Source organism: Micromonospora sp. NPDC005367 (genome assembly GCF_040606825.1).
Lineage (GTDB): Bacteria > Actinomycetota > Actinomycetes > Mycobacteriales > Micromonosporaceae > Micromonospora.
Map to the genome: position 1 here is coordinate 104,560 of NZ_JBEXFP010000003.1, position 13,227 is coordinate 117,786.

The 13,227-nt window shown below is 69.7% G+C and carries 9 protein-coding genes; 4 read left to right on the forward strand and 5 right to left on the reverse strand.

Annotation, left to right across the window (positions count from 1 at the left end; all coding sequences use genetic code 11):
• Nucleotides 1–3,036 (reverse strand): DUF2961 domain-containing protein (locus ABZS42_RS03235; protein ID WP_355142053.1); only part of this gene is annotated, 3,036 nt, incomplete at its 3' end.
• Between the two features lie 542 nt (nt 3,037–3,578).
• Here ABZS42_RS03235 and ABZS42_RS03240 point away from each other — a divergent pair.
• Entirely contained in the window at nt 3,579–5,033 is a 1,455-nt protein-coding gene (locus tag ABZS42_RS03240) for a M23 family metallopeptidase (RefSeq protein WP_355142341.1), read from the forward strand.
• A gap of 86 nt (nt 5,034–5,119) precedes the next feature.
• On the opposite strand, the gene ABZS42_RS03245 is transcribed toward ABZS42_RS03240, so the two are convergent.
• Together ABZS42_RS03245 and ABZS42_RS03250 are read right to left on the reverse strand one after the other, a co-directional pair.
• Nucleotides 5,120–5,854 (reverse strand): alpha/beta hydrolase, encoded by a 735-nt coding sequence (locus ABZS42_RS03245; protein WP_355142055.1) that lies wholly within the window; start codon nt 5,852–5,854, stop codon nt 5,120–5,122.
• 323 nt (nt 5,855–6,177) lie between these two features.
• Nucleotides 6,178–7,161 (reverse strand): AraC family transcriptional regulator, encoded by a 984-nt coding sequence (locus ABZS42_RS03250; protein WP_355142057.1) that lies wholly within the window; start codon nt 7,159–7,161, stop codon nt 6,178–6,180.
• A gap of 95 nt (nt 7,162–7,256) precedes the next feature.
• Between ABZS42_RS03250 and ABZS42_RS03255 the strand changes: the two genes are divergently transcribed.
• The 3 genes from ABZS42_RS03255 to ABZS42_RS03265 all read left to right on the forward strand — a co-directional run bounded on the left by ABZS42_RS03255 (nt 7,257) and on the right by ABZS42_RS03265 (nt 9,029).
• Nucleotides 7,257–8,015: an SDR family oxidoreductase gene (locus tag ABZS42_RS03255; RefSeq protein WP_355142059.1), complete on the forward strand. Its 759-nt coding sequence runs from the start codon at nt 7,257–7,259 to the stop codon at nt 8,013–8,015.
• A gap of 110 nt (nt 8,016–8,125) precedes the next feature.
• Nucleotides 8,126–8,560 (forward strand): hypothetical protein, encoded by a 435-nt coding sequence (locus ABZS42_RS03260; protein ID WP_355142061.1) that lies wholly within the window; start codon nt 8,126–8,128, stop codon nt 8,558–8,560.
• Nucleotides 8,561–8,570: 10 nt separating this feature from the next.
• A complete protein-coding gene (locus tag ABZS42_RS03265; protein WP_355142063.1) occupies nt 8,571–9,029 on the forward strand; it encodes a GNAT family N-acetyltransferase in 459 nt (152 codons plus the stop codon).
• An 89-nt stretch (nt 9,030–9,118) separates the two neighbouring features.
• Here ABZS42_RS03265 and ABZS42_RS03270 read toward each other — a convergent pair whose 3' ends face one another.
• Together ABZS42_RS03270 and ABZS42_RS03275 are read right to left on the reverse strand one after the other, a co-directional pair.
• Nucleotides 9,119–10,279 (reverse strand): hypothetical protein, encoded by a 1,161-nt coding sequence (locus tag ABZS42_RS03270; RefSeq protein ID WP_355142065.1) that lies wholly within the window; start codon nt 10,277–10,279, stop codon nt 9,119–9,121.
• 172 nt (nt 10,280–10,451) lie between these two features.
• Nucleotides 10,452–13,067 (reverse strand): M14 family zinc carboxypeptidase, encoded by a 2,616-nt coding sequence (locus ABZS42_RS03275; protein ID WP_355142067.1) that lies wholly within the window; start codon nt 13,065–13,067, stop codon nt 10,452–10,454.
• Nucleotides 13,068–13,227: the final 160 nt, after the last annotated feature.

Here is a 13,227-nt window from a genome sequence, read left to right on the forward strand (position 1 = left end):
CACATCGGCCGTACCGCCCCGGGTGAAGGTCACGATGTCGTCGCGCCCGTCGCCGTCGACGTCCCCCACCGCGGGCAGCTCGTCGCCGAGGGCGAAGCTGTCGTGCCACTTCCACCCGTCCTCGACGAAGCGGGTGCCGTCGGAGAGGGACACGAACACATCGGCCGTACCGCCCCGGGTGAAGGTCACGATGTCGTCGCGCCCGTCGCCGTCGACGTCCCCCACCGCGGGCAGCTCGTCGCCGAGGGCGAAGTTGTCGTGCCACTTCACGCCGGGGCCGAAGCCGGATCCGGTGGAGAGCGCGACGTAGACGTCAGCGCCGGTGCCCCGGGTGAAGGTGATGATGTCGGCGCGGCCGTCACCGTTGACGTCCCCGACGGCCGGGACCTCGGCGCCGACGGCGAAGAAGTCGTGCCACTTGACGCTGGCGGCGAACCCGGACCCGGTGGAAAGCCCGACGTAGACGTCCGCGCTGTCGCCCCGGGTGAAGGTGATGATGTCGGCCCGGCCGTCACCGTTGACGTCCCCGGTGAGTGGGATCTCCGCGTCGATCGCGAAGAAGTCGTTCCACGCCCGGCCGTCCGGCACGAACCGGGTCCCATCGGAGAGCGCGGTGAAGACGTCGCCGGCGCTGCCCCGGGTGAAGTCGATCGCGTCGTCACGGTGGTCGCCGTTGGCGTCGCTGACGTTGCGGGCCCGGGTGGTGGCCGACACCTCCGCCGACGGCGCGGCGGCGTTGCCGGCGACGTCCACGGCGACGACCCGGTAGTAGCGGGTCTGCCCGGCGGGCAGCGGTCCGTGCCGGAACGAGGTGGTCCGGGTAGCGGCGATCAGGTTGGCGGGCGTGACGGCCACTCCCGGCGTGTCGGCCGAGTAGACCCGGTAGCCGGTCACGCCGACGTCGTCGGAGGACGGCGACCAGGACAGCGCCAGAGCGTGTACCCGGCCACCACCCAGGGCCAGGCCGGTGACCGTCCCGGGCGCCGTGGTGTCGGTGAACGGGGCGACGATGCTGTCGACCAGGTAGCGGGCCGCGGTCCAGGCCGGCGCGCCCGAGGCGGGCGTGAGCGTGACGGTCACCGTCGACCTCCCGGTCGTAAGCGCCGCCGGAAGGACGAACTCGTCGGCCGACCACCGCTGCCGGTCGTTGCCCAGCGGCTGCGACCACACGCCGGCCGGTGTGCCGTCCACCGACACGGTCGCCTGCTGGTAGCCGCTGAGCTGGTCGCCGTGGCGGCGCAGCCGTACGCCCTGGTTGGCCGGATCCAGCGCGATCCGGAACCGGACGGCGGCGGTCGCGGCGCGGACCTGGCCCGTTTCGGTGACGTTGTCGTCGTCGCCCTCGAAGCTCGACGTCAACGTGTACTGGGTGGCCGAGTCGGTGTACGCGTGGCTCGCCCGGCTGGCGGCGTCGCCGGTGGTGATCGCGTCGGTCCGCCGGGACGCGACGGTGGGCTGGGTGTAGAGGAACGCCGTCGAGCCGTAGTTCGCCGGCATGTCGTTGGCCGGGCCGTGCTCGATCCCGAAGCGCAGCCCGGTGCCGTACGCGACCGCGTCGCCGAGCATCAGGCGGTATGCGGCGTCGCATTCGTCGGCACATCCACCGCCGCGGAACAGGTGCGCCGGGTTGCCGGTGAAGACGCCGCTGTACTCGCCACGGTTGAAGTACCACCCGGACTCGTAGAAGTCCTCGGTTCCGGTGCCGTGGATGTGCGGGGTCGGCGAGCCGTCGACGTACCCGCGCTCGTCGCCCTCCAGGTAGTTGCGGGTGTTGCCGCCGGTGATGTGCCCACGCATGGTCTGCGAGACACCGACGAAGCGGCCTCGGCCGGCCTGGTCCGTGACGGTCCAGTCGGTGCCGCCGACGGTCTCCGCGCGCCGGGACTCGGTGGTGAAGTAGCCGGCGGGCCCGCTCGCGGCGAGCGCGTCGGTCCAGTGCGTCCCCGGGGCCGAGGTCACCTCCGCGCGGACGCCGCCCACCGCCGTGCCGGTGGTGTTGGCGAGGACCACGGTCGCCATGGACCGGAACGGCATCGGCCACCAGGCGCTGTACCAGCCGCCCGGCGCACTGTCCATGCCGAACATCAGGGCCCGTACGTCGCGCTCGCCCAGCCCGCTGCCGAAGAACTCCCCGATCGGGCTGTTCACTGTGGTACGCCCGTCGAAGGTGATCCGCAGCCGGAGGCCGGACAGCACCGGTTCGGTGGCCGTGTCGTCGGGTACCTGCATCCGTAGCGCGGTGATCGCCCTCGGTCCGGTCAGCGTGGCCAGGGTGACCTGGCCGCCGGCCGGGACGGTGACCGTCGCGGTCGTGGTGCTCGCGCCCGGCTGGGGCGGCTTGGGGTCGCCGGTGCCGGCGGCGCGCAGCAACTCGACGACGTCGGTGGCCCGATCGGCGGGGTCGAACCGGGAGACGCCTGTCGCGTCGTCGAACTCGCGGAATGTGACGTGGTAGAAGAGCGGGTTGCGCTGGGTGGTGATCCGCATGGACTCCCGGTAGGGCATCGGCACCTTGACGGTGACCCCGCCCGAGGTCTGGTCGGCATTGCTGACCAGTGGCGCGACGAACGGGTGGCCGAGGCCGCCGTCGACGAGGTTCTGCAGCCCCGTGTCGACGACGACGACTCCGTCGAGCTCGACGCGGATCCAGCCGGTGGCGCTGACGTCGCCCCCGTCCCGGGTGAACCAGATCGACTGCACCTCCCCCGTGCCGCGGTCCTCGGCGATCACGCAGCCGCCGGACTGGCGCAGGCAGGAGTACGTACCGCCGAACCCGTCGTCGTTGGACCCGTCGCGAGCGAAACTGGAGAACTGCCGGGTCCGGGTGCCGGTCGAAAGCTCCGGGAGCCGGTCGAGGCGACGGTAGGTGTCCCAGCCGATCGGGCCCTTGTCGGCAGTCGTCGCGGCGGTTCGGCCGGCGCTGTTCGCACCGGCGTCGGTCGCGCTCGGCGTGGCGGCGACCGCCGCCGTGGATACGGTCATGACCAGCGTCGCCGCGAGGGCTGCGGCGAGCCGGCGGGCGGTTCTCAGCGCCATCGGTGTCCCTTCGCGGCGGCCATCGGAGCGACGAGCAATCGATTTCCGGCGAGTTAACTGCCGACAGCGATGAATGTCAATCCCTGCCGACTTGCTTTGCGGCGAGGAATGAAATTTTCATCGCCAGGCGCAGCGCCGCGGCGACGACCCGAACCGGCCCGGAGCCCGGCCGCGCCGGTCGACACCCAGGTCGGAGCACCTGCGCAGGGCGCTGCGACAGGGCCGCCGCAGGGAATCACGACACCGGCACCACCCGGGCGTCAGGGATTGACACAGGTCGAGGTGTGCGGTTTCACTTCTGGCCAGCACCCCGGGAGCCGGAACCAGCGCTGGAGCTCACCCGGGCACCGCTTCCGCGGCGAGCCGCCGGCGTACGACGCGGCGCCCCGAGCCGACAGGTCGCTCACCGGCCGAAGCCCCGCGGGTACGCCTGGATCGCGCCTTCCCCCCGACCATCTCCCGACAGGAGCCACGACATGTCCCGCCGTTACGGTGACCCCGTGCGTCGCAGTCTGGTCGCACTGCTCCTCCTGGCCGCGACCGTGCTGACCGGCACACTGGCGAGGCCGGCGCCCGCACTCGCCGCACCCGTGTTCAAGGCGCCCTTTCCGTGCGGGCAGCGATGGACCTACAGCCACCACAGCGCCGAGGTACGGCAGGCGCTGGACTTCGTGCGCGCGGACGGCGGGACCACCGGAGGCACTCCCCAGGTCGCCTCGGCCGCCGGAGTGGCCCGCCGGTACTCCCAGCCCAGCGGCGCCGGCAACTACATCGTCATCGACCACGGCGGCGGCTGGACCACCTACTACTTCCACCTCAGCTCGTACTCGGTGGCCGACGGGGCGTACGTGCAGCAGGGTCAGCAGATCGGCATCACCGGCAGCACCGGCAACTCGTCCGGACCACACGTGCACTACGAGCAGCTCCTCAACGGGGTCGGGCAGCCGATCGTGATCAACGGAGTGTCGCTGGCCCCCTATCCGGGCCAGTACCAGCAGCGGTTCCTGGTCAGCGACAACTGCGGCGGGTCGACCGGCGGCGGCCGCTACCTGGCAGGTTCCCCGACGGACTTCACCGGCGACGGCCGCGACGACGTGGTGGCCTTCTCGCAGGGCACGACGAACGACGTGTACGTGTCGACCTCGACGGGCACCGGCTTCGCGGGGACGTCGGTGAAGTGGAACGACTTCTTCGGACTCAACGGGGAGACGCTGCTCTCCGGCGACTTCGACGGCGACGGGAGGGACGACATCGTCACCTTCACCCATGGTTCGCTCGCCGACGTGTACGTCGCCCTGTCGACCGGCACCGCGTTCGCCGGCGCCACGAAATGGCACGACTGGTTCGCGCCGAACGCCGAGGTCGCGACGGTGGGCGACGTCAACGGCGACGGCAAGGACGACATCGTCACCTTCACCCACGACGATGCGGGTGACGTCTACGTCGCGTTGTCCACGGGCTCGTCGTTCAGCGGCACCGCGGTGAAGTGGCACGAGTACTTCTCGATCGCCGGGGAGTACCCCGCCGTCGGGGACGTGGACGGTGACGGCAAGGACGACATCATCACGTTCACCCAGGGGCCGGCCACCGCATCCGACGTGATCGTGGCGCTCTCCACCGGAACGTCGTTCGGCCCGTCGCAGAAGTGGCACGACCTGTTCGCCGTCGGGACGGAGCAGCCCCGGGTCGGTGACATCAACGGTGACGGCAAGGACGACATCGTCACCTTCACCTGCAACGCCGACGCCGACGTGTACGCGGCGATCTCCACCGGCACGTCCTTCGCGGGCACCACGGTCAAGTGGAACGACTTCTTCTGCCTCGCCGGCGAATTCCCCTACCTGGGCGACTACGACGGCGACGGCCGGGACGACATCGTCGTGTTCACCAAGGGCAGCCTCAACGATGTCTACGTCGGCCTCTCCACAGGCACCGGCTTCGGTCCCGGCGTCAAGTGGCACGACTTCTTCGGCCTGACCGGTGAGACGACCCTCTAGGGTCCGTTCGGAAGGCTGCCGGGCTCGGCGGACGTGCCGACCGGGAAGGATCCCGATCGGCACGTCGCGAGCTGCCGACGGTGCAGCTACCGGCCGAGGTGCCGGACGAAGAACCGTAGGGTGCTGTCCAGCTCGAATGCCGGGATGTCCCCGTGCTTGCCAGGGTTGGCGTGCAGCGTCTTCTCGGCCGACGCGAAGGCGTCGAACAGGGCCAGGCTCTGGGCTCGCGGCACCCGCTCGTCGTCCCACTGAACCAGGAACTCCACCGGGACGGTGATCCGCGCGGCGGCCTCGGCCGAGGCCAACGCCCCGGCCAGGCCGAGCACCGCCGCGTGGACCCGGGGCTCGGCGGCGACGAAGGGTACGCCGAGCCCGCAGCCCAACGACACCCCCCAGTAGCCCACCGGGCCGGCGCCGACGTGCTCGAGTTCCTGGACCGCGTCCAGGACCGCCCGCCATTCTGGGACGGTCTGCCGGGCCACGAGCGCCTGGAAGTCGGCGATCAGCGGAGCCAACTCCTCGCCGGCCTCCACGCGAGCCTGGTTCTCGGTCGCGATCCGGTTGTACTCCTCGTCCTTCGGCCGGTCGCCGTGGCCGGGCACGTCGACCGCGAGCACCGCGAAGTCACCTTCGGCCACGAAGCGGCGGGCACGGGCCACGACGCCGGGGGCCTTCTTGTGCTGGCCGCCGCCGTGTCCCATCAGGATCAGGGGACGAGTACCGGCGGCGCCTTCTCGCGTCCACAGCACGCCGGGGATCTCGCCGAGGGTGAAGAGCTGTTCGGAGATGCCGTCGGACGACGTCTCAGCAATGAAGCGCATAGCGTTCAAGCCTTTCGGGATGCCTTCTGCGGGCACTCCCTAGGCCACACGCGGGAGGGAGCCCCGACCTGTCACAGCTTTGATCGGTCTCACCTCCTCGGTTCGCAGCAGCGCACGGCGTCGGCGACGCTATCACAACGGGCTGGTCCGTGGTCCCCGCCGGATCGATCAACCAGGACCAGGCTCGGTTGCCCACCGCGACGTGCCCAGGCGTCGGGGAGCGCGGGCGCGAGCCGCGCTCGGCAGATCCGTCCCGATGGACACTCGCTGCCCCGGGGGCGATGAGGCGCCACCCCCGGCCACGCCTTCCGGGTGCGCCCTCGTCACGGCATCGCCGGGGCGGAGTCACCTGTCGAGGTGGGCGTCGAGCCGCGCAGGCGGGTCGCGTCCTGGCTCGGAGGGGCGCCGAACTGACGGCGGTACTCGCGGCTGAACTGCGACGGGCTGTCATAGCCGACCTGATGACCGACGCCGGTGACATCGCTGGAGCGCATGGCGAGGAGCAACCGGGCCTCGTGGAGCCGGATCTGCTTCTGGAACTGGATCGGACTCATCGCGGTGACCGCTTGGAAGTTGCGGTAGAAGGCGGAGGTGCTCATGCCGGCCATGCGTGCCACGTCCTCCACCCGGAACGACCGGGTGTAGTGGTCGCGGATCCACCGGACCGCCCGCGAGATGTGCGCGAGGCTGCTGTCGGCGAGGCCGAGCTGCCGGACCGCTGCGCCCTGCTCCCCGCTGATGAGCCGCCAAAGGATCTCCCGTTTGATGAGTGGGGCGAGCACCGCGACATCGCAGGGTCGCTCGAGCAGGCGCAGGAGCCGGACCACCGCGTCCAGCAGGTCGTCGGACGCGTCGCTGACCGCGATGCCCAGCGGCGGAGGGCCGGCCACCGGTGGAAGGTCACCGGGGGCGGCCCGCAACAGCAGCTCGGCGACGGCTGCCGGCTGCAGCGTCAGGCCGAACCCCAGTGCCGGCAGCTGCGGGCTGGCCTCGGTGAAGTGTCCGGTGACCGGCAGGTCGACCGACGCGACGAGGAACTGACCGGCGCGGTAGTCGTACACCCGGTCGCCCAGCGCGAGACGTTTCGCTCCCTGCGCGATGAGTGCGAACACCGTGCCGGTCATCGACGCCGACGGTGGATCCGCCGCTTCGACCTTCGAGATCAGGACTCCGTCGATGGCGGTGGTGCCATCGGGGCGGGCATGGCGGGCGAGCAACGCACGCAGCTCGTCGAGGTACACGGGCTGATCTAAGCATGCGGCGAGCACTCTCCACCATTGGAGGATCGTGCAAGAGACCAAGAGCATCGTTCTACCGTCGGCACTGTTCCGGTGGTGGTATTGGGTCAACCCCGATTCCTTGGAGCGCCAAGGCGCTCCACGAATGAACAGGCAGGCGAACCATGCAGGTCGCAATCGTCACCGGCGCCAGCTCCGGCATCGGACAGAGCGCAGCCACCCAGATCGCCAAGCGCGGCATGGGCGTGATCCTGACCTACGGCAGAAATCAGGCCGGGGCGCTGGACACGGTCGCGCACATCGAGAAGGAGGGCGGCAGCGCGGTCGCGCTGCCACTGGACGTCGGCCGGACCGAGACCTTCCCGGCCTTCCTGGAAGCGGTCGGCGCGGCGCTGCGCGACACCTGGCAGCGGGAGACGTTCGACGTCCTGGTCAACAACGCCGGCATCGGCGAGATGGCCATGTTCGAGGACACCACCGAGGAACTCTTCGACCGGCTCATGCGGGTCCTGCTCAAGGGGCCGTACTTCCTCACCCAGACTCTGCTGCCGCTGCTGGCCGACAACGGCGCCGTCGTCAACGTCACCAGCAACGCCGCGCTGCACTCCGGTTTGACGGCCGGCTACTCGGCGTACGGGTCCATCAAGGGCGGCCTGACGGTGTTGACCCAGTACATGGCGAAGGAGTTCAGCCCGCGCGGTATCCGGGTCAACTCGATCGCCCCCGGCGCCACCCGGACCCGGTTCGCCGATGACGCCTTCGAGAAGTACCCCGAGGTGATCCCCGAGCTCGCGGCGAAGACCGCGCTGGGCCGCGTCGGCGAGCCGGACGACATCGGCATGATGATCGCGACGCTGGTCTCCGACGAGGGACGCTGGGTCACGGCCCAGAACATCGAGGTCTCCGGCGGTCTCAACCTCTAGCTCGTCCGCCCGCCCCGGACACCCTGACCTGGAGGAAGCCGGGTCGATCGATCCCCAAGCCGAGGGCCGACCGTCTGCGGACGCCCTGAGGCAGCTGGCAGCATGGCCCCGTGCGACGCGATTCGAACAGGTCACCGGTCTCCCTGCTGGCGGACGTCGACGTGGCGCTCGTAGGCCTGTTCTCGGCGAAGGACAAGGAGTTCGGCTCGACGCTCGATCTGCTCGCTTCGTCGGTAGCGGCACATGGCGGGCGGGTGGTCGGCCGGCACGTGCAGCGACGGGGTGTCTCGCGCGGTGGTGCGGCCAAGATGACCGAGCCGTTCTCGCGGCGGACGCTGCTCAGCCCAGGAAAGGCGCGGGAAGTCGCGCAGGCGTGCCGAGCCGCAAGGGTCGGTGTGGCGATCTTCGTCAACCTGCTGACGGACCAGCAACGGGGTGTACTCAGCGAAATGTTCGGGTGCGTCGTGGTCAGTGCCGAGGAACTTTTCGGCCCCGATCACGGCAGCCAGAGCATCGCCGCGAGCGGAAGGAGCCGGGCCAGCTAGCCTGATGATCATGATGGACTGGGAGACTCGGCCGGCGTCGGCGGCGGACGCCGAGGCGGCGGCCGAGTTGCGGGCCGTGGTGCTGCGGGAGGATCTGGAGCGGCTCGGGCGGTACGACGAGCGGCGGGTGCGGCAGCGGCTGCGCGACGGGTTCGCGCCGGCGCACACCTGGGTGATCGAGGTGGGCGGCCTGTTCGCCGGCTGCGTGGCGCTGCGCCCGGCCGCGGACGCCTACTGGCTGGAGCATTTCTACCTGGCGCCGCACCTGCAGGGCAGCGGCATCGGTACGGCCATACTGCGCGGGTTGCTGGAGCGGTGCGACCGCGAGGGCGCCACGGTCCGGCTGAACGTGCTGCAGGGCAGCCCGGCCCGGCGGCTGTACGAGCGGCACGAATTCACGCTCGAGGCCGAGGACCCGGTGGACGTCTTCATGGTGCGTGCGCCGGCCTCCGCGGTGCGCGACACGTGACCAGCTGACGTCCCCCCGGCCCCCGGCCCTGGCCGGGTCCGGCGTGGCATTCGACGGCGTACCCGTCGAATGCCACTGCCGACGGAGGACTATCCGCAGGGGCGGTGCGCGGACGCGAAGGTCAGGTCCAGGTACCGGGCCCGGTTGTTGCTGATGTCGCCGTACAGGTCCGCGATGCTCGTGCTGTTCACGTTGTACGACACGACGAGGTTGTTGCTGTCGCTCAGCGTCGGGTGTACGGCCACGTTGTAGGTGTAGATGTCCCCGTCGGCGTCGGCGTCGAACTCCGGCTGCCCCTCGGGCGTGTCGTAGACCTGCACCCGCTCGGTACCGGCGAAGCCGAAGGGCGTCGACGCCGTGTGGACGTAGATCTTGGAGCCGAGGTAGCTGTCCGTGGTGACCATTACGTACTGGCCCTGCACCTCGGCCACGCCGTACGAGGAGCCGACCTCGTCGAGGATCGAGACGGAGTCGCCCTCGTCCGGGGACCAGCCGCGGCCCGTGTAGAACTCCCAGGCCCCGTCGAGGTGACCGGCCAGGGCCCGGGCGACGTGCGCCTGCTTACCCGGCCACTGCGATCCCACGCCGTAGATGTAGATGTACTCGCCCACCCGGAGGAGTTCCACACCCCACTGGATGCCGTGCCCGTCATACGTCGGTGCGACCTTCTCCAGCCGCAGATCCGGCAACGACAAGGACGCCAGGTCCGTCCCGATCCATTCGAAGCCGAAGTGCCCCTCGCCTGCGGTCTGCTGCTGGAACTCGAAGACGTACAGCTTGCCGTCGTCGACGATGCCGTCGCCGTTCCAGTACCACGGGTCGTCGGTGCCGGCCGGACCGACGATCGGCAGCGGATTCTCCGCGGTGCCGCGCAGGACGGTGTCGGTCGGCCGGTCGCTTCGGCCGTGCGCCGTCACGATCGTGTTGTGCACCGGCGCGTGCGGGGTGATGCTCCGGCCGGGGCCCACCGGGCCCAGGAACGTGTCGTTGAACAGCCACGCGGTACGGCCGTCCGGCAGCGGCGTCGAGTAGGTGCCGTCGCCACCGGCCCACTCCCCCGCACCGGCGCCGTCCCCGAAGTGCGCCCACTTCTGCTGAAGACCGACCGCCGGTCGGGCCGCCGTCACGACCGGCGCGCAGGCGTCGCCGCCCGCGTCGCTCGCGCTGGCACCGGCCGCCGGGCCGATCGCCACCGTCGTCGAGCCGACGAGCAGCGCGACGATTCCTCCGTAGACACGGCTTCGGCGCATGGCATCTCCCCGATCAGCAAAGAACCTAACTACCAAGATCATTCGACGCTTTCATGATCCGCACGCACACGTCAAGGCGGAGCTTGCTCTCGTGGATCCGGGCGAGGGGGCCGCGTCCGGATGGACGCGGCCCCCTCGATTCTCGTCCGGAGCCTCTCTTCGGCGTCGCTGCCTAGCCGCGCAGCGCCTTCGGCAGCTCGGCTGCGTCCACCGTGGTCGAAGGACCGTGGTAGATCGCGTTGAACAGCAGCTTGCTCGGGTCGCGGGACCAGGTGCGGAAGGTCGGCTCGCTACCGAACGTCACGATCAGGCCGTCACCCACCTGGTGCTTGACGATGTTGGCCTTGCCGTTGAGGTGTTCGCCGCCGATGAGCCAGCCGCTCTGCAACTGCTCGCCCGACTCGGGGAACGAGGAGACGACGTCGCCGTCCTCGACGTCGTACGCCTGGTCGTTCTCGCCGAACCAGACCGGGGTGTCGGGCCGCATACCCCAGGCCACCGGGTCGGAGGTGTCGAACCGCTGGCTGAGGATGCTGCCGGGCGAGAAGAAGACGTGTTCGTCGCTGGGCAGCGCCGGGGTGATCGGCAGCGAGGCGAGTTGGCGTGCCGTCGCCACCGAGTCGCCGATGGCCAGCAGGGTCCCACCGTCCTCGACGAACTTGCGCAGCTCCGCCCAGCCGGCCTCGCCGACGCCGTACGCCCAGGCCCACTCGGCCGGGTAGCGGTCCCGGTTGAGGCCCGAGACGATGTCGGCGCGGCTGATCCCCGCCGGCAACACGATCGTGTCGAACTTCGCGTTGAGGTCACCGGCGAAGTCCGCGGCGACGACCTCCTCGAAGCCGATGTCGTACTGCTCGAACAGCCACTTCATCCAGCCGCCAGGGATGTTGTTGACGCCGCGGAAGAGCCCGACCCGGGTGTTGTCCTTGAGCCGCTCCGCTGCCACGCTCGGGGCCTGACCGACGCTGAAGACGGGGATGCCGGTCTTCCGGGAGGTGTTCTGCAGTGCGGTCCGGGCCGCCCTGCTCGGCTCGACGATCAGGGTTCCCGGTGCGTAGCTACGCCCGCCGGCCGAGAACTCGGCGCTGGCCCGGAAGGTCTCCGCACCGGCCTTCTGCAACGCCGCGATCATCATCGCCGCGCCGTACGACTCGGGGCCGACCAGGTAGGCGCCGCGGTTGCCCGGGTCGCCGGGGAACGCCGGGGCGGCCGGCTGCACCTTCTTGACCCGGCTGGTCGAGACGGTGAAGGGCTTCGCGATGGTGTCGACCTGGACGCCGAGGAGCATCGGCAGGGTCTGCGCGGTCACGTCGTACGGGTTCTGCGGCGGGCCACCCGGGTACTCCCGCAGGTCCGGGTAGTCCTGGGTCTCCAGCAGCGTCTTGGCGAAGCGGCCGTAGGGCTGCGCGTACCGGATGACCCAGGAGCCGGCCTCGTACCGCTTGCCGTTCGCGGTGAAGTCGGAGATGGCCTTCTCGATCTCGACGTCGCCGGTCTGCAGCGTCTTGAGCAGCTCGTACGTGGCGAACGGATCGCGCTGCCCGGCCGGTGCCACGTACGCGAACGGCTTGTCGGCGCTGGGCTCGATCGCGTTTCGCTGGGTGCGGTAGAAGTTGTAGAGCCACTCGGTCCGGTACTTGGCGACGTTGCTCAACGCGCCGAACACCGACGTGTCGAGGTAGTCGACGATCTGCGCCAACGTCCAGGTGGACTGGTCGTACGGCTCGATGAAGTTGGTGTCCGGCTCCTGCGGCCCGATGGGACCACCGTCGCTGCTCCGGTAGGTGTAGGCGAGGTCCTGCGCGCTCGCCGCCTCGACCAGGATGCGCGGCGCCCCGTGGTAGGTCATGTACTGGCGCGACGGAGTCCAGTAGTCGTACGTCGAGCCCCAGTTGACGCCCTTCTTGCCCTCGGCGGTCAGGCTCCGGGAGATCTCCATGCCGAGGGAGTTGGTCTGCTGGACCGTGATGGGGTCGATGTTCGGGTCGTTCGGCGACAGGTACGGCGGGACGAAGATCCGGCCCCGGGAGTTGCCCATCTGGTGCAGGTTCTGAACGACCTGCGGCTTCCACTCGTTCTGCAGGGCGACGCTGAGCTGCGTCTCGGGCTGGGTGAACATGAACCAGTCGCGGTTGTCGTCGTGCCCGATGTATTTCTGGTAGAGGTCGGGGTAGGTGCGCGCGTAGTTGGTGCCGGCGGTCTCGTTGAAATAGTCGCCGACCCACTCCGTACCGTCCGGGCTCTGCGCCGGGACAATGAGCAGCACCACGTTGTCGAGGATTTCCGAAACTGTGGACGACTTCTCGTCGGCAAGCCGGTGAAGAATATTCGGAATAACCTGGGCGGTGCCCACCTCGGTGGAGTGGATCGCGGCTTCCAGCAGGAAGACCGGCTTGCTCTGCGCGGCGAGTTTCCTGGCCTCCGCCTCGGTCAGACCACGCGGATCGGCGAGCCGCCGGTTGACTTCCTTGATCCGGTCGAGGTTCTTCAGGTTCTCCCGTGAACTGACCGTGAGGACGGGGAACGGCCGCCCGGTCGCCGTCTTGCCCATCTCCTGGTAGAGCACCTTGTCGGACCGGTCCGCGACGAGCTTGTAGTACCTCATGAGGTCGTTCCAGCGGGCGAGCTTGCCCTCGGCGCCGAGCGGGAAGCCGAAGAACTGCTCGGGTGTGGTGATGCGCGGGGCCGCGTTGGCGGCCGAATTCAAAACGAGACTGCTACTCAGTGGCAGGGTCAGTGCCAGAAGGGCGGCTGCGGGCAGCAGCGCTCTCCTCTTCCAGGTACGCACAGACATTCTCCTCGCGCTGGCCGTCGTGCTGGACGAGTGTCGAATCTCGGCGCGCGTTCCACGCTTCCGGGTTCCGACGGGTGTCGAATCCGGGCAGGCGAAATCCCACCGGGAGCCGACGAATTCACTCACCTCACTTTCACGCATATGAATATCAAGG

What these genes read in the sequence shown, in the direction of transcription:
- ABZS42_RS03245 (WP_355142055.1), bottom strand. Translation starts at nt 5,854, where the DNA reads ATGCGCTTCATTGCTGAGACGTCGTCCGACGGCATCTCCGAACAGCTC.
- ABZS42_RS03250 (WP_355142057.1), bottom strand. Translation starts at nt 7,161, where the DNA reads ATGCTCTTGGTCTCTTGCACGATCCTCCAATGGTGGAGAGTGCTCGCC.
- ABZS42_RS03265 (WP_355142063.1), top strand. Translation starts at nt 8,571, where the DNA reads ATGATGGACTGGGAGACTCGGCCGGCGTCGGCGGCGGACGCCGAGGCG.
- ABZS42_RS03270 (WP_355142065.1), bottom strand. Translation starts at nt 10,279, where the DNA reads ATGCGCCGAAGCCGTGTCTACGGAGGAATCGTCGCGCTGCTCGTCGGC.
- ABZS42_RS03255 (WP_355142059.1), top strand. Translation starts at nt 7,257, where the DNA reads ATGCAGGTCGCAATCGTCACCGGCGCCAGCTCCGGCATCGGACAGAGC.